Source organism: Leptospira andrefontaineae (assembly GCF_004770105.1).
Lineage (GTDB): Bacteria > Spirochaetota > Leptospiria > Leptospirales > Leptospiraceae > Leptospira_B > Leptospira_B andrefontaineae.
Genome location: NZ_RQEY01000019.1, coordinates 396,600 through 414,161, shown reverse-complemented (window position 1 = coordinate 414,161; position 17,562 = coordinate 396,600). Strand labels below are relative to the sequence as shown.

Sequence of the window (17,562 nt, the reverse complement as noted above, 5' to 3'; positions counted from 1 at the left end):
CCTTACGGATAATTTTGCCTTTAGGGACTTTCCGTCAGCTTATTTTTGGAATTCATTGACACGATAATTAAGAGGAAAGTAGGGTCAGGATAGAATGAAAGAAGAACGCAAAACTTCGGAGACGGACATCAAGCTCTCCCTGAATATTCGGGGTACAGGTAATTATAAATTCGATACTCAAATTCCGTTTTTCGAGCATATGCTTTCCCATGTTTCTAAACATGGGCTTCTGGATATTGATCTATGGTTGCGAGGTGACATAGAAATCGATTGTCATCATAGTGTTGAGGATACTGCGATTCTTCTCGGTGGGACTCTTCACAAGCAGCTGGGAGATAAGGCAGGTATCAGAAGATACGGTCATTATACTCTCCCAATGGATGAGGTTCTTACAACCGTTGCTGTGGATCTGGGCGGTAGATATTATTATAAATATACCGGTCCGGAACTTGTGGGTAAGTTCGGGATTTACGATGCAGAGCTATCGTTGGAATTCCTACAGAAGTTCGCTTTGAATGCTAAGATGAATCTTCACGTTCATGTTCATTACGGAGAAAATCGCCATCATATTCATGAATCTATTTTTAAAGCTTTCGGTAAGGCTTTGAGAATGGCGATTGAGATAGATCCAGCTGCGGGCGGAGCAATTCCTTCTACCAAGGGTGTCTTGGAATGATAGCCGTTCTTGATTATGGAATGGGGAATATTCACTCCTGCTTAAAAGCGATTTCACTCTTCACAAAAGACTTTTCTTATACTAAGGAGCCATCCGTTTTGAAAGAAGCGGATGCGATCATTCTTCCAGGTGATGGTCATTTCGATAAAGCAATGAGAAATCTGAATGAGTCTGGTTTGAGAACTTTTGTAGATGATCATGTAAAGGCAGAAAAACCTTTGTTCGGTATTTGTATCGGTTTCCAAATTTTGTTCGAAGATTCGGACGAGGTTGTTTCCGGAAATAAGAATACAACTGTTCCTGGACTAGGTTATATCAAAGGTAAGATCCGAAAGTTTAAGGGAAAAAACTACAAGGTTCCTCACATCGGATGGAACAAATTGTACCAAAGAAATCCTTCTAAAAGTAATTTATTGAAAAATTTAGAAGACGAATCCTTCGCATATTTTATACACTCCTACCGTCCCGTTGGAGTGGAGAGTTCCGCAATTACCGGTTTCTGCGATTATTATGGGGAGAAGTTCCCAGCAGTGGTTGAGAAAGGAAATGTTTTCGGAACACAATTCCATCCTGAAAAATCCTATTCCTTCGGTCTAAAGATTCTGGAGAACTTTATTCAATCCTTATGATTTTAATTCCAGCCATTGATTTGTTGGATAATTGCGCTGTCAGATTATTCAAAGGCAATTACGACGAGAAAACAATCTATTCCACTGAACCTTGGAAACTTGCAGAAGGTTTCGAAAGAAACGGTGCTACTCTTTTGCATCTTGTGGATTTGAACGGTGCAAGAAATCAGATCGGTATCAATACGGAAGCTATTTCAAAAATTCGTAAATCTTCTAATCTGAAGATCCAACTTGGCGGTGGGATCAGGGATAAGGAGAAGTTAGAATATTACGATTCAATAGGTATTGATCGTTTTATTTTAGGAACTGCAGCAGTTAATAATCCGGAACTTCTGGACTTCGCTCTGAAAAAGTACGGAGAAGATAGGATAGTCGTAGCAGTAGATGCAAGAGATGGAATCGTCAAAATTGCAGGTTGGGAAGTAGACTCGGGTGTGAAGTATCTTGACCTTCTAGAAAAGATGCAACAAGCAGGTATCCGTAATATTATTTTCACCGATATCGCCCAAGATGGAACTTTGGCGGGTCCAAACCTTAACGCATATAAGGAAATTTTAAGCAGATATAATTTTCAAGTAATCGCTTCAGGCGGTATTTCTTCTTTGAAAGACATCATGGCATTATCCGCATTGGGGACTTCTATTCCAATGTATGGTGTGATTACTGGAAAAGCTTTATACGAAGGTAAAATAGATCTGGCCGAAGCGATTACAAGCCTAGGCTCCGATTAATTTTTAATTCCCTTTTATAATTACATATCCGCATATTTTTTCTTTCCTTATGCCTTCCAGGTACGTATAAAGGTATTTTGTAATCGGAGTCCCGAATGAAAAAACTGTCCCTTAGCTCTATTCTTGCCGTAATCTCCGGTATCGCGGCGTTTATCTCGTTCTTATTGATCCGAAAATATTTCGGTGGAGAAACTGCGGACGGACTCGCACAATCTCTTTGCGATGCAGTCAGTGAATCAGGTTCTTGTTCTAAGGTTTCCGAAAGTAGTATCTCAGCGATTCGAAACGTTCCTTGGCTAGGAGACCTTCCAATTGCACTTTTCGGATTTACATTTTACGGATTTGTTACATACCTTTTCATCCGATCAGAAAAGAGTCCTGAAAACAAAGAAGGGTACCTTCTTCTTTCCTTTTACATTTTGCTAGTAGCATTGGTAATTGATCTCGGACTATTCTCCGCTTCCGTATTTTATATAGATGCGATCTGCGGACTTTGCGCAGTTACTTGGATCTCTACTTTGATCTTAGTCGCAGGGACCTTCTTCCAAATTAAAGATTATAAGGACAAGTCGCTGAAAAAAGCATTTAGTATCTTCCAACTGGAAGGTTTAAATACTTATATAGTAGTTCTATTATTTTTAGCAGCAGGCCAAATCGGAGGAAAATCCTTCCATGATTCTTTGGTGGATGGAGAACATACTGGAGTTGCTCAGATCCAAAAACAATTGTCGGATTACGAAAAAGCACAACCAGTTTCAATTGATCTGCAAGGTTCTTCTATACAAGGAGATCCTAATGCTCCAATCACAATCGTAAAATTTGCTGATTTCAATTGTGGTCACTGTATGGACACTTCTCATATCTTAAAAAGGGTTTTGAGAGATTATCCGGGACTAGTAAAGATCGTTTATAAAAATTTCCCATTGGATGCGAATTGTAACCGATTAGTCCAATCTCCTCGTCCTGATGCGAGTTCTTGCGTGGCTGCTTCCGCAGCAATCTGTGCGGATAAACAGAATAAATTCCCAGCAGTTTACGAAGGCCTTTATAGAAATACCGAAAGTAGAATAGCTCATTCTCCTGCTTCTGTGTTGAGTTTGGCTCAACAAGAAGGATTGGATATGAATCAGTTCCGTGCTTGTTTGTCGTCTCCTGCAGTTAGGAATCAGATCAACAAAGAAGTTGATGATGCCGAAAAAGTAGAGATCCACAGCACACCTAGTTTATTTATTAATAATAAACCGATCCAAAGTGGAACTCCTAAGGAAGCTTTCTTGAGAGCTTTGATCGAAAGTTTAATTAAGAAGGTCTGAGGTTTTAAGTGTCGGAAGCAGCCGAAGTCTCCAAAAAGAATTTCTATTGTAGGAACTGCGGCTCTTCCATTCTTTCCGATTCGGAAAAATGTTTGTTTTGCGGTTCTTACCAGTTACCTGGAAGAATTCCTTTTTTTAAATTTTTATCTGAAAGCAGGTTATTCCGTACTGCGTTCTTTTTTCCATTTTCGGCCTTTATTGCTTTTGCACTGCCGATTGTACACGCACTGAATCCAATTCCATTCTTTGATTGGTCTTGGGTACTTCTCATTTCTTTTTTCTTTTTTACATTCTCTATCTTCGGATTCGTTTCGGAATGGATCTTTTTGAATAAGTTCAAAGGGGATGCAAAGGATTTTAGAGAAGGATTTTTTGAATGGCAAAAAACCTTATATCTTCGAAATCCTTACCTTTCCTATTTTGGAATGTTTTTATTCGTATGTGTTCCTTTATTGAATTGGGAAAATCATTTTTCTTTTGCGGCTTCTTCTTCCGCGATTTGGACACTACTACTCGTATTCTTATCTAAAATACTTATTCCACTTTTCTAAACATCGGAGTTATTATCCATGCTGAAGAAGATCTTAATCATCTCTTTATCCGCTATTACTATACTCGTCCTTTCTCTTGGAATTCTAATTTGGCATACTATTAATTTCCGGCCGATCACATTAGGTTTATATTATGAAAAGATCTTTTGGGAGAATGTTTTGGATGATCCGGAAACTCTGACATCTCTCAGGATTTTAGATTCTTGGGGGATCACTTCTCATAATTATAAATGGTCTGATTCTTCTCCGGAAAAAGAAATGGAAAGAGCAGATAAAGCAAAAAGAGATTTGGAAACACTTAGAACTTATGATCCTTCTAGATTAAAGGGAGAAGATAAGATCTATTACAAGGCATTAGAGTGGGATCTCGAACTTGCCGCCGATTACGAAAAATACATTTATAATTATTATCCGGTAAACCAACTATTTGGTGTTCAGAACCATATTCCTTCTTTCTTAGCAACTTCTCATATGATAGAAGATTACGAAGATGTTGGATCTTATATTGCAAGGCTAAAAGGGATTTCCGAAAAGTTGGATCAAGTGATCCGAGGGTTGGAAATCAGACAAACAAATGGGGTGATCCCGCCTGATTTTATTTTAAGAAGGGTGTTGGATGAATTAAAAAATTTCCGGGTCAAAAATCCGGAGGAAAATATTCTATATGTAAGTCTTCGTAAAAAGTTTGAGAAGAATGATGAGATCCTTACCGAGCAAAAAACTTCTTCTTTGGCAGAAGTAAAAAAAATTCTAGAAATTTCGGTCTACCCTTCTTATTCTAAACTCCAAAACTTTTTAGAACAACAGCTTAAGTCGGCGGATAGTAAAGCTGGAGTTTGGAAACTTCCAAATGGTGAAAAGTTTTACGCACATACATTAAAATATCATACTACTACCAATCTTTCTCCTGAGGAAGTTCATTCTATTGGGCTTTCAGAAGTAGCAAGGATCCAAACCGAGATGAAATCCATTTTGGAAAGTTCCGGGATTAAAGTTTCAAATTTGCAAACCACTATGAGGCAGCTAAGAGAAAAACCTGAGTTCCAATTTCCAAACACTTCCGAGGGAAAAGAGAAAGTTATAGATGTTTATAAAGAGATTTTAAAAGAATCTATCGAGAAATCTAAACCTATCTTTCCCTCTTGGCCAAGAGCAAAAGTACAAGTAGAAAGAATTCCTGAATTTAAAGAAGCGGGAGCACCTGGAGCTTATTACGAAGAGCCAAGTCTAGACGGAAAACGTCCCGGTGTATTCTACGCGAACCTTCGTGACTTAAAAGAAATTCCTAAATACGGGATGAATACATTAACATATCATGAAACAATTCCAGGACATCATTTGCAAATTGCTTGGTCCCAAGAATTGACTTCCGCTCCTAGAAAATTAAGAACCACACATTTTACAGCATTTGTAGAGGGTTGGGCATTATACGCGGAAAGACTTGCGAAAGATTATAATTTTTACTCGGATCCTTATGTAGATTTAGGAAGACTACAAGCTGAATTATTCAGAGCGGTTCGTTTGGTTGTGGATACGGGAATTCATTATAAACGATGGAATAGAGAAGAAGCGATCCGTTATATGTCCGACAATACCGGCATGGCTCCAAAAGAAGTTTCTGCAGAGATTGAAAGATATATTGTTTATCCTGGACAGGCATGCTCATATAAGATCGGAATGATCTCTTTCTTAAAAATGAGAGAAGATTGGAAATCCGTCAAAGGAGAAGCTTTCGATATTAAAGAATATCATGGTTTCGTTTTGGGAAAAGGTTCTCTTCCTTTAGAAATTCTAGAAAAAGCTTCTAAGGAAGAATTGGGATTAATTCCTAAAAACTAGATTACCGGATTATGATTTAATGTCTTGGTCTTTCCTGCGGGGAAGGACTGCAAGATGGCTGCATGTAGGAATTCCCTCGCTTTTGCCACTGAGTCGGAGAGAGAAAATCCTTGAGCTAAATAAGAAGCTATCGCAGAAGAATAGGTGCATCCGGTTCCGTGAGGATTAAAATCTTCTACAAAAGGTTTTGTGTATTTGAAAATTTCTCCATTCGGAATTCCTAATATGTCCAATGCCTCTTTGGAATTTTTGATATGACCTCCTTTCAATAAAACAGGAACTCCTAGTTTTTTAGAAAGAGAAATTGCTTCCGGTTCCATGGATTCGATCCTAGAGATTTCTCCAGAGCCTAAAATTTTTGCCTCATCCAAATTTGGAGTAACTAAGCTCGCCATAGGAACTAATTCGGAAATCAAAGATTGGATTGCTTCATCTTGTAAAAGTTTAGCACCGCTTGTAGCGACCATCACAGGATCTAAAACTAACTCGAAGTTTTGTCCTTTTGCCTTATACTCTTTTAGGATTTTAGAAATTCTTCGGATCAGACTTTCGGAGAATAACATTCCGGTTTTGATTACTTTTACCGGAAAATAGGAAAGTACAGCAACGAGTTGTTTTTCCAGAAAGTCCGGATCTATTTCTAAAATTCCAGTAACACCGTCCGGATTTTGAGCAGTTAGACAAGTGATTACGGAAGTTCCAAATGATCCGGTGGAGTTGAAAGTTTTTAGATCTGCCTGGATCCCTGCTCCACCCCCGGAGTCAGAACCTGCGATTGTTAGTACTACCGGTTTTTGCATTAGGAACCTTACAGTGAATTAATCAGGCCAACCGAATCGTTTCCAATCCACGACCTCTTCTCTAGAAAATTTGATACCTTCTGATTCTAAAAGTTTTTTTTGTATGATTGCTCTGGGAGTATCTCCTCTATGAGAAATTTTTCCCATACTATTGATCACTCTTTGCCAGGGTATTTTCTGCTCTTGGCTTTTCTTTAAGGCGTTTAAAGCGTAACCCACTGCTCTTGCCGCTCTGGGTTTTCCTATTAGAACAGCGATCCTGCCGTAGCTCGTAACTTTTCCTTTTGGGACCTTCTTTACGATTTTATAAACTAGGTCGTAGAAGTTCTCAGCCTTTGGCTCAATCTTTTTCTTCTTAGGTTTTGCGGTCATACGGCAGATTTTTCAATACTTGTTTCTGCATTCGGTTGTGGAGGTCTAAGTGGCAACTCAACTTTGAATACTGTTTTTCCCGGTATAGACTCAACAGTGATCTTACCTTTGTGTTTTTCCACGATACCTTTTACGATGCCGAGACCAAGTCCGGAACCTTCTCCCTGATCTTTAGTGGTGAAGAACGGGTCCCAAATTCTGTCCTTAATGGAAGGATTAATTCCAGGGCCATCGTCCTGAACTTCTATCGTTACCGTATCACCGGCAGAATATACCGATAACTCGATAGTGCCCTGGCCTCGAATCGCTTGGTTTGCATTTTGGATTAGATTAGTCCAGACCTGATTTAGCTCATCAGGATTACATACAACTTTCGGAATTGTAGAGAAATTCGTTTTTACCTCTACTCCGTACTTGAGTTGGTTGTTCATGATCACTAAAGTATTTTCGATACCTTCTATCAAATCTGCACTGGTGAAAGATTTGCTTTGGTCTAAGTGAGAATAATATTTTAAAGCTTTTACGATCCGTACAATATTTTTAATAGAATATTTAATATTCTTAATATTTCGGTTCGTATTAGATGCGTGTTTTAACATCTCGTATCCAGGTTTTGCGCCTTGGGCCAAAATTTCGAGGATGTACTTTCGAACTTCCATAATATCATTTTCGATAATGAAAGAAGCAACTTCACCTGCTAATGAGACTTCGATTCCCATTTCGACCATTTCTTCTTTCATCTCTCGTTTGATCCGGAACTTGTCCTTAGACTCCATTGCCTGGCTTTTTTTCCGATCTCTTAAGATATGAAGAAGTGCTACTTCAAATGATTTTCTTAATTTCTTATTTCTTGCGAATCTAACTATTTCGAATACGTTCTTTACGATATAATTCATATTCGATTCTAGATTATCAGCGGAACCGTTGATTACTCCCGCCGGAGTATTGATTTCATGCGCGATCCCTGCGACCATGGTTCCTAAAGAGGCCATCTTTTCTGACATGATAAGTTGGGATTGAGCACTTTCCAGCTCTTGGGTCCTATGTCTGACTTTTTCTTCGAGGGTTTCCGTAAGCTCTATTAGTCTTTCGTAAAAAATGGAATTGGAAAGCGACATCACAGAGACGGAGCGCATCTCATTTAGCTTTTCCAGTTCGGAAGCAGTATACCTTCTTCCATCATTTTTAGGTCCGAGCACCAACATCCCTAAAAGACTTTTGTTTAAGATAAAAGGAACGAGAAGATCCGCTTTTGTTTTCGCCGCAAATGAAAGCGCATGTTCTCTGATTTGCTGCAGTTTTGCGTTTTCTGCAAATTCTTCTGAATAAAAAATTTTATCGTGTTCTGTTATCCATAAAAGGAAGGGATCGAATATGTAAAAATGATCTTCTCCTGTGTCTCTAGGATAAGGGGAGAATTTTCCGAGATCCTCTCTCCATAAGTAAATTTTCGCCCTACTTGCGTTGATGATACTTGGTAGAAATTTCAGTATTTTATCGCATACACTTTCCGTGATGTTGGTTGCAATCAGATCACTTTTGAATTTATCTAACGAAGAAAGGTATTTTACATATTCTTGGTCCGTCAGTTTAGAAAGTGCGGATGATAAATTCCATGCAGGTCCGAACTCGTTGAACCAGATCCAAACAAATACAGCGGCCAAAGTAGTAAAAGGCAAACTGATGAGAAGCACGATTGTACGATCCGGATCCAAGGATCTGAAATCCAAACCGAATATGAGCGCCGATTGCAGAAGGAATGCGGCTAAAACAAGACCGAATATAGGTCCGAATTTGCGTATGATTTTCATCGCGTGCCTGTAAAATTAGGCTTAAGAATGTCTACTTCCACGATTCCAGTAAAGGAGTTTTTTACGATAGCAAGGGTCTTTGGCGCCTTCTATGATTTGTATTCTCCAGAAAGAGGAAGAGTAAGAGCCGTACTTAGAGGAAGGCTCAGAAATATTGCCGCAAAAGAAAGACATCCCTTTGTTGTAGGCGACAGAGTTTGTGCGATGGAATCAGGCGGAGAATGGGCGATCGAAGAAAGATTGTCCCGTAAAAATGAACTTCTACGTAAAAGTAAAGAGGGGGATGCACAGGTACTTTGTGCGAATGTGGATCAAATCGCCGTACTTGCCTCTTTAAAAGATCCTGAAACTAAAGATGGATTCTTGGATCGTTGTTTGGCGGCCGCGTATCTTTCTCAGGTCCCTCCCCTAATTATATTCACAAAATCGGATTTAGTGGATCAAGAAACTGCGATTAGACGCTCTTCCATTTATAAAAATCTCGGCTACGATATAATCATTGTTTCTTGCCAGACCGGCCAAGGTCTAGAAGAATTATGTTCTAAGTTTTCGTCCAAAACCACCTACCTGGTTGGAAATTCAGGAGTCGGAAAATCTAGCTTAGTAAACGTCTTATCCGACAGGGAATTGCAAAAAACTTCTCAGGTCAGTCTTTCTACAAAGAAGGGTAAACATACTACTACAAACTCTAACTTTCTGGTCCTGGAAGATAATATCGTGTTAATCGATTCTCCAGGTATCAAAGAATGGGGGATCTTACACTTGTCCAAAGGTGAGATCTTAGAAAGTTACCCGGAATTGAGAAAGTATAAAGAAGAATGTGATATTTCCGACTGTTGTGACGCAGGCCCTGGATGCAAAATGTTGTTTTCTATGGGAGAAGCGACCGATATAAGTACGGAAAGAAGAAAGAGCTTGGAATCTATGCTTGCAAGCTTGGAAAACCCGTTTAGAATCACACGTAGAGATCACTTAAAGAATGAAAGTAAATCCTAAATCGGTAGAATACAACTCGATCGACGATGTTTTAAACTTCGTACGCGATTATAACGCCGGGAATATGTTACGTTTCCTAAATGCGATCGAAGATAATAGCGGCAATATTCTAGTAAAAGAAGAGGTCCAGGTAAAAGAATCCGCTCTTACCCGACTAAAAGAAATTAAGGGTCAGTACAATCCAGAATTTAAGATAAAATTAACAAAAGAATTAATCGGTCAGATCCAGGATAAAATGGCCGAAAAGATCGTTTTACAACTTAAAAATACGGATAAGAAATTCTTAAAGTTCATGTACGAAGAGAATAAATTCAATTTTAAGGGAATTATTCGTAACGGGATCAATAATAAAAAACATTTACTCGCACTCTTTAAAGTTTACGAAACAAATCCCCACTTCTTCAAACATATCTGCGAATTGGGTTTATTGGCTTTGGGAATTGTTCTAATTCCGGATGCGCTCAAATATAAAATGTTACGCAGATATTCTTTCCTTGGCGGTATCTTTATGGATATCGCTCGGGTTACGGGGGACCAATGGAACAAACCATTTCCGGACGATACGGAAAAAACAAGGATCGCTAAACAATGTGCTAACTTCATGCAGAAGTTGGATCTTCCTGAATTCGTATGTTCTGCTGCTTCTAACCACGTCCCTCTTGGACTACAGGATAATGTAGACGTCACTGCGGCCGGTCCTAAAAAAGCTGAGAGAGAAAATCCGGACGAAACATTTTTTGCTGAGATGATGGTGGATGATGGAGAAAGTGATTCTACTCCTGACGACGAAGAAGACGCAGGACTTCCGGATAAATCAGAAGATTTGCTACGAGAACTTCTGACTGATTCTCTAAAGATCGCTAGATATATTCATACTGTTAGTTCCTTCACCCATGATAAAGAATATGTAATGGAAGAGTTGGTATACTTCCTAGCTTATAACACTTCCAGAGGTTATTTCAACGAGGTGCTCGCTAATCCTCTGGTGAACTTATTCAAACAATTTGAAGAAAACGTAAAGCGTATGCGTAAGCTGGCAGAAGTGGAGATGCAATGTCTTCATCCTCCGGCTGCTTGGGCTTATCCGAAACCTAAGGCAAGTCAGGTCCTATGTAAGAATAAGGTATGGGATTGTCCGAATATAGTACAGGGTTGGGACATTCACGTCATCTCATCTCAAGAAGCATTCGGTTGGGTAGGCTCCAGCCTAAGCGCTGATCATTATCCGAAGTGTAAATTAGAAGAAGAGCTAGATTCTTTACCTGAAATAGAGCCTAAAAAGGCAGAGAAAAAATAGAGTTTGTTCTCGAATGGCTAACCCTTAAGGGTTAGTTTTCTTGCTTTCTAAAAGAATCTGCCAAAGGGACATTTTTAGGAAATTTTTTTCCAAACCAAATCTTTTGCTTTTTGTAAAATGGTTTAAACAGAAGTATTGGTAAAAAAGTCCTTGTTAGTTTGTTATATCTAGAGGATTCTTAAGCTTAAAAAGCGGGGGAGAATATATGTTAAAAAGTAAAAACACCCTAATTCTAATGACTCTACTGGCAGTTAGTTATCTAATCGCTTGTAGCCCTAAGACAAGCAGTGGCCAAGTAAAATCAGAAGCAGTATCTTCAACTGCTAAGATCGTTTGGCTCAATGGTGACGTAAAAGTCCAGTCCGCCGAAGGTGAAAAAAAAGCCGAATTCGGTCAGACAGTAACTGCTGCAGACACTATCCTTACCGGTAAAAACGGATCTGTAGAGATCATGGTTGCCGAAAGTGGTATCATCAAAGTTTCCAAAGAGACTGAAGTATCTATTGCTGCATTAGTTGGAGACGACGGAACTAACGTTAAGGTCAACCTGAACTACGGAAGGATCGTAACTTTAGTTCGTAAGGAGAATAAAAACTCCGATTTCCGTGTAGTAACTCCTACCGCTCTTGCGGGAGTTCGCGGAACTACTTTCTTAACTTCTGTTGAAAATCCTACAGGAACAAAAGTGAACTGTGCAGAAGCTCATTGTGATGTTAAATTCGCAGTGTTAGAAGGTTCTGTTGCAGTTTCTAAAGTTGGAGAAGAGTCCGAAGTCATTTTGGAAAGAAACAGAGAGATCACTCTGAAGAAAAACCAAAAATTGACCGAAAAACTGATCCTTTCTCTAAGACCTGAGTCAGTGAAAGAACTGAAAGGACTAATCGTTCTTAAGAAAAACGACGTTTTAGAATACAATAACTTGGTTGATGAATTGAAAGCATCCAGCGAAGAACTTCGTATTTTGAGCCAGGCTTCCACAGTGGAAGAAGTTCGTACTCAATTGCAGAAACGTGAAGCTACTAGAGCCAACGCGGACGAAGTAGCTAGAACAGCTCAGCAAGTGAACGAAACTAAATATGTCCAACAAGACGTTCAAAAAGAAAAGTTGAAACTCAACCCTAAAGAAACTTTCTAATTTAGTTTCTTTTATCTTTTCCGCTTTTCTAAAATTTTATAGGACCCCGCTATGCAGCGGGGTTTCTCTTCTTATACCCATCTCACGTAAATAGTTCGTAATTTTCTAATGCTATAGAAAGACCAACCGGGGTCGGATATTTCTTTCTAAAAAGGCTCTCATTTTTTCCAGAACTAGGAAAAGATTTGCTAAATCAGTCCCTGGGAAATTTTTTTACGGGATGGGGAACAATTCATTTCGTAATCTTATTATATTCTCTCTTATTACGAGTTTTGGGCTTACTTGCTCCTCAGTACAGAAGTTAAATGAACCTTCTAAGCTGATACAAGAACCGTATTACAAGCCGATAGGCGACTCCGAGAGCGTATTTATTTTTAGAGAATCCGACACTGACTTTCGGGTTCGCAAGGCGGGACACGAAGTCCCAATTTTAGCATTCTCTCCTATCGAATATCCTAAATCAGTGGATAAAAAATTGGCCTCTTACTTTGAGCAAGAGATCAGTTTGATCTGGAAAGATGTCAAATTCTCGAACGCAAAAATTTCTTCAGATGTATGGAAGAATAAAGCGGGATTAGCCCAAGAATTAAAATCCAAAGATGTGGATGTTTTAGTTTTGGGTTCAATAGCCGAATCTGATGCAGGTTGGACTTTCAAATTTGAATTAAAAGATTCGGTGGATACCATATCATATGGAGATTTCGAACTTTCTTTCAAACGTCCAGTTTCCAGCGAAGAAGTGGGAGCTTGGAATCAGGCGATCTTCTGGAAATCTTCCGATCGGGTTATTTCATTAGAATCCAAACAAACCACTGTTCCAGTTTGGGATAGAAAACCTGATTTAACTAGAATTAAAGAAATCATAAATTCTTCCATCAAAGGGACTTTAACCGTAAGAGCTTCCTCAGGAGATACAGAGATTCTTTGGAAAGGTAAATCATTGGGAAATACCCCATTGACCGAGGTGCCAATCCAAGAAGGGATCCAAGATATTCAAGTAGTCTTAAAAGGAAAAAAACCGATCACTAAGACTATCCAGGTTAGAGCGGGTAAAAAAAGTTTTCTTTTCCAAGAATGGGAAGAGGATCGTACATTAGGATCCGCTAAAGTAATTACAGTACCAAACGGATTATCCGTTTCTTTGGATGGTTACAAGCAGGGAGAAACTCCTTTCTTCCGGAGCAATTTAACTCCTGGTGCTTATCAGTTGGAGTTACTAAAAGAAAGCGCTGACGGTGCTTATGTTTATTACGAAGGGATCTTAGATGTAAAACCGGATCGTTTGGTAGAACTGGCACTTCCTTATTTCGGATACGGATTATTATCCGAGTTAGAATTCTGGAAGCCATCCGGAGAATTTGGATTTTCTCCTTTTGGGCCGAATGGTTTGGAATTTGCAAAAAAGAAAAAATTATCCAACGGTTGGAATGGAGTGTATTCTCTTCCATTCATTCCTGAAGAATTAGAGATCGAAGGTTACTTCTTACTTCCTGTAGATCATGGAGATGGAACTGTCGCTGTTACATTCCACTTGAATGGTCTTTCTTTGGGAGTTGAGGCCGGAAAAGAAAAAGTTTCCATCTTCCAATTTCCTTCCGATGGAAAAACGATCAGTACTTATAAATACTTGGATGTGGACAAGGATATTGGCCGCCCTTTTTCATTTAAAACGGATTTAAAAACTAAAAAGTTATCTCTATACTTGGGAAGAGATGTTGTTTGGCAGGGAGATTTACCTGCAGGAGGACTCTGGACTATTTCCGTTTTGACCAGAGGAGAAGAATTTAGGGAAAAAACTCCCATTAAAGATCTGAAGATTCTCTATAAGGGATATAAGTGATGAATCGTATATTTTCTCGTTTTATAATATTCTCTATCGTTTCCGCATTTGTCGTACAATGTGCTTCTAAAGATTTCAGAAAATCGAATTCTCAAGATGCGATCTTAGAAAAAGACATCATTGCAGCTCAAAAATTAAAACAAGCATCTAAGCTTATTAACGAAGGGAACTCCGCTTTCCAAAAAGGAAAATTCGAAGTTTCTCTTTCTAAAGGTAGAGAAGCTGTAAAAGCATATCCTACTGCAGAGGGTTATTACCTGATCGGTTCTTCTGAATATCGTTTGGGTAAAACAGAAGATTCTTTGAGCTCTTTGAAAAAGGGAACTGAGTTAGATCCTGAAAATGAGCAGATCCTTTTGACTCTTGGAATTTTATACACATCTCAAGGAGCTAATAAGGACGCTCTTGAAGTTTATTCTAAATTAGAAAAACTTCCAAAAGTAGATGGAAGCGCTTACACATTCAAAAAAGCCGTATTGCTTAAAACTATCGGAAAATATGACGAGGCTTATTCGGCACTTAAGTCCATTCCGGAAGATAAGTTCAAATTTAAGGCTCAATTGTATATGCAATTGGGAGATACTGCTGTCCAAGTAAAAGATTACGAAGCGGCAGAGTCTTATTTTGAGAAAGCTAGAAATGCAGATCCGGATCTAACATCTGCAAAACAATCAGCTTCCGCAACTAAAGTGGCTGGTCTATTAGAAAAAGGAAATGCTGCTCTCAAAGCAAAAAGTTATAGAGAAGCGGTCCAATATTTTACTTCTGCTACTCAATTAGATCCAAAGAATCCTTCTCCATTCGTATTTTTAGGAAACGCTAAGATACTTTCTAATGATACTGATGGTGCCGTTAAAGCATTCGAAACATCTCTAAAATTGAAAGCGGACTATTTAGAGGCATATTCCGGTCTTGCATCTGCTTATAGTAAATCAGGGAATAATCCTAAGGCGATTTCCGTTTTAGAAAAGGCCATTCCTTTCTTCCCTAAAAACGCAACTATTTATAACCAAATCGGTTTGAACCAAAAGTCTTTGGGTGAAAATGCAAAGGCAATGGTTTCTTTTAGCAAGGCTCGCGAGTTGGATCCGAATTATAAGGAACCGGTCCTGAACCTTGTGTATCTTCTTGCGTCCGAGCATAGATATAAAACCGCTAAGAATGAATTAGAATCTCTAAAGCCAGATGAAGAAACGAAGAAGGTTGCCGCCTTCTTAGAATCTTCCGAGCTGATCCATGAAGGAGATTTACGTCTTCGTAAAGGAGACACTAAATCCGCAAAGACCTACTTTGATCGTGCAAAGGCAAAAGACCAAGATGATCCGGGAGTTTATACCGCTTACGGACGTTTGTATCAGATAAGTGGAGATGTTAAACTTTCAGAGCAGAATTATCTAAAAGCCCTTAGCCTTCAAAAAGGGAATCTCCCTGCTCTCCAAGGTTTGATTCGTCTTTATTCTGCTCAGAAAAACCAATCTAAAGTGGTTCAATACACTAAAGAATTGGAAGCAATCACTGGAAATGATCCGCTTTCCGGGATCGTATTAGCGAGAACTTACGAGGACAAAAAGGAATTCGATAAGGCAGAAAATACTTATAAAAGTTTAATGAAGAAGTACCCGGACAACGAATCTATTCAATTCCGTCTGGCTTTTCTTTATTATAAGATTGCTTTAGAAGAAAACGAAAAAGCAAATTATGATTCTGCAAGTTCTTGGTTAGCAAAAGCTGAAAAATTAACCAAAGATCTTCCTGAGATTGCAGAGGCCAAACAGACTATTGATCAGAACAGAAAGTTCTCCGAAGTAGTTCCTACTATCCAAAAAGCAAATCGTCTATTTGATAATAAATCTTACGAAAAAGCTGTTCCTCTTTATCAATCCGCGTACGATAAAACTAAAAAGTTAACTTTATATATAAAAGTAGCTGAATGTTATCTAGCGATGGGAATGGAAGAGAAAGGAATTTCTCTTCTAGAAAATTCTCCAGAAGGATCTAAAAATCTCGCTGCTCAAGAAGCGATCTATGCCTTTTTACTTAGAAAAGGAGAAGTGGATAACGCAGAGAAAGGTTTCCAAAAGGTTTTGGAGAAAAAGCAAGATTCTTACTATAGCCATTACCAGCTTGGGATTATCGCTCTTCAAAAGAAAAAATTCGATGCAGCGATCGAGTCCTTTAACCGTTCTTGGTTATTAAATCCTGAGTTTACCGCTTCCAGGATCGGTAAAGGGATCGCTTATTATAATCAGAACAAGAGTAAAGAAGCTAAAGAAGAATTCGAGAGTGCTATGAAAGCGGATTCTGAAAATGAATTGGCTCCTTATAATATTGGAATTGTTCTTTTTAATGATAATCTTCTGGAGCAATCGGTAGAAATATTTAAAGAAATCATAAAGAAGAATCCGGACTTCCCGGATGCACATTTCCAACTTTCTTATATCTATTTTAAAAAAGGTGATCTGGAAGCTGCGGATGCTGAGATAGTAAAGGCTCTTGAACTTGAAAGAGACGAAAAATTCTTACATGCGCGTATCAGAATTCTTTCGGAACTAAAAACTAAAAATCCTACTAACGCAGAGTACAAAAAATTAGTTATAGAATTGGGAAGAGAACTTGCGGAAAAATACCCGAATTCTCCTTATTCCAGCCAAGCAGAAAGATTGGTTCTTTCCGATTCTGATACTCCTGTGATCCTGCAACCATTTCCAAACCGAGGATCTTTGATCGGGGTTCCAGTCATTGTTAACGATCTATTATTGATGAATTATGGAACTTCTATCGAAGCATTAGATAAGAATAGAGCAATCCGTCTTTGGAGGATTACGAGTACTAAACCTTTCCGTAATGTTTTAGCGGATCGCAGAGTTTATGCTTTTTCAGATAGAAGTTTAGAAGTCAGAGACCAAAACTCTGGTTCCGTTTTCCAAACAATCAATCTACCTGGAATGTTCAAAAAGGCAATGGTTTCCGGTGATAGAATTTTAGTAGAAACTGAAAACTCTGGAAAGAGAACCTTAACGAGTTATTCAGATACTTTTGAAGAAAATAAATCCATCCCACTGGACTCTAAAACATGGTCTGCATCTAAAAAAGGACAAGTGTTCTTGGTACAATCTTCATCAAAAGAAGATAAGATCTTATATGTAGATGCGAAACTGACCAAGGATATAGACTCTGCTTGGACTGGAACTACGAATCCTAGATTGCTTGGAGCTACTGAAGATGGAACATTCTTCCGAACTGATAAAGAAATAGTATATGTTTCCGGGAAAGGAAAAGCAACTAAGACTGAAATTTCGGATAAAGCAGCGAATCTATTTAGTGTAAGAGGAAACTCTCTTTGGTTTGCAGGTAACGATAAAATTTATCGTGTGGATGCAGATTCTTCCAGCTTAAAAGAGATCAAAATTTCTGACAAAGAAGTCGAAGGTCTATTACCTGGCAAAAAGAAAGATGTGATCGTATTATATAAAGATAATACAGCCGTCAGATATGATGAGAAAGGGGAAACTGTTTGGACTTATAAATTAGTCCAAGATTCAGACAATGTTTACTCTTTATTGTATCACTAA

General features: G+C 38.6%; 14 protein-coding genes. 11 read left to right on the top strand and 3 right to left on the bottom strand.

Annotated features, from left to right (window positions below):
- The first annotated feature begins 94 nt into the window (after nucleotides 1-94).
- The 6 genes from hisB to EHO65_RS15925 all read left to right on the top strand — a co-directional run bounded on the left by hisB (nucleotide 95) and on the right by EHO65_RS15925 (nucleotide 5,739).
- On the top strand, nucleotides 95-676 hold the full coding sequence (hisB, locus tag EHO65_RS15950) for an imidazoleglycerol-phosphate dehydratase HisB (RefSeq protein WP_100767815.1): 582 nt from the start codon (nucleotides 95-97) through the stop codon (nucleotides 674-676).
- Entirely contained in the window at nucleotides 673-1,305 is a 633-nt protein-coding gene (gene hisH, locus EHO65_RS15945; RefSeq protein WP_135775547.1) for an imidazole glycerol phosphate synthase subunit HisH, read from the top strand. Before hisB ends, hisH begins: the two co-directional genes overlap by 4 nt.
- A complete protein-coding gene (gene hisA / locus EHO65_RS15940) occupies nucleotides 1,302-2,036 on the top strand; it encodes a 1-(5-phosphoribosyl)-5-[(5-phosphoribosylamino)methylideneamino]imidazole-4-carboxamide isomerase (RefSeq protein ID WP_135775546.1) in 735 nt (244 codons plus the stop codon). The genes hisH and hisA overlap by 4 nt, the downstream gene beginning before the upstream one ends.
- Nucleotides 2,037-2,131: 95 nt before the next feature.
- Entirely contained in the window at nucleotides 2,132-3,349 is a 1,218-nt protein-coding gene (locus tag EHO65_RS15935; protein WP_135775545.1) for a vitamin K epoxide reductase/DsbA family protein, read from the top strand.
- A gap of 8 nt (nucleotides 3,350-3,357) precedes the next feature.
- The gene (locus tag EHO65_RS15930) at nucleotides 3,358-3,900 is read left to right on the top strand and encodes a hypothetical protein (RefSeq protein ID WP_135775544.1); all 543 of its coding nucleotides are present in this window, start codon (nucleotides 3,358-3,360) and stop codon (nucleotides 3,898-3,900) included.
- Nucleotides 3,901-3,918: 18 nt separating this feature from the next.
- Entirely contained in the window at nucleotides 3,919-5,739 is a 1,821-nt protein-coding gene (locus EHO65_RS15925; protein ID WP_135775543.1) for a DUF885 domain-containing protein, read from the top strand.
- Here EHO65_RS15925 and thiD read toward each other — a convergent pair.
- The 3 genes from thiD to EHO65_RS15910 are packed head-to-tail and all read right to left on the bottom strand — an operon-like array spanning nucleotide 5,736 to nucleotide 8,722.
- The gene (thiD, locus tag EHO65_RS15920; protein WP_135775542.1) at nucleotides 5,736-6,539 is read right to left on the bottom strand and encodes a bifunctional hydroxymethylpyrimidine kinase/phosphomethylpyrimidine kinase; all 804 of its coding nucleotides are present in this window, start codon (nucleotides 6,537-6,539) and stop codon (nucleotides 5,736-5,738) included. The genes EHO65_RS15925 and thiD overlap by 4 nt on opposite strands.
- 18 nt (nucleotides 6,540-6,557) lie before the next feature.
- Nucleotides 6,558-6,911 carry an MGMT family protein gene (locus EHO65_RS15915; RefSeq protein ID WP_100704938.1) on the bottom strand — a complete coding sequence of 118 codons (354 nt, stop codon included), beginning with the start codon at nucleotides 6,909-6,911 and terminating at the stop codon, nucleotides 6,558-6,560.
- Complete coding sequence (locus EHO65_RS15910) at nucleotides 6,908-8,722, bottom strand: sensor histidine kinase (protein ID WP_135775541.1); 1,815 nt, start codon at nucleotides 8,720-8,722, stop codon at nucleotides 6,908-6,910. The genes EHO65_RS15915 and EHO65_RS15910 overlap by 4 nt, the downstream gene beginning before the upstream one ends.
- A gap of 27 nt (nucleotides 8,723-8,749) precedes the next feature.
- On the opposite strand from EHO65_RS15910, the gene rsgA reads away from it, so the two are divergent.
- From rsgA to EHO65_RS15885, 5 genes are all read left to right on the top strand, one after another.
- On the top strand, nucleotides 8,750-9,718 hold the full coding sequence (gene rsgA / locus EHO65_RS15905; protein ID WP_135775540.1) for a ribosome small subunit-dependent GTPase A: 969 nt from the start codon (nucleotides 8,750-8,752) through the stop codon (nucleotides 9,716-9,718).
- On the top strand, nucleotides 9,702-11,015 hold the full coding sequence (locus tag EHO65_RS15900) for a hypothetical protein (RefSeq protein ID WP_135775539.1): 1,314 nt from the start codon (nucleotides 9,702-9,704) through the stop codon (nucleotides 11,013-11,015). The genes rsgA and EHO65_RS15900 overlap by 17 nt, the downstream gene beginning before the upstream one ends.
- A gap of 205 nt (nucleotides 11,016-11,220) precedes the next feature.
- Nucleotides 11,221-12,150, top strand: coding sequence for a FecR family protein (locus EHO65_RS15895; RefSeq protein ID WP_135775538.1), 930 nt, complete (start codon nucleotides 11,221-11,223; stop codon nucleotides 12,148-12,150).
- A 220-nt stretch (nucleotides 12,151-12,370) separates the two neighbouring features.
- Entirely contained in the window at nucleotides 12,371-13,990 is a 1,620-nt protein-coding gene (locus tag EHO65_RS15890; protein WP_244243552.1) for an LIC10124 family lipoprotein, read from the top strand.
- On the top strand, nucleotides 13,990-17,562 hold the full coding sequence (locus EHO65_RS15885) for a tetratricopeptide repeat protein (protein WP_135775537.1): 3,573 nt from the start codon (nucleotides 13,990-13,992) through the stop codon (nucleotides 17,560-17,562). Before EHO65_RS15890 ends, EHO65_RS15885 begins: the two co-directional genes overlap by 1 nt.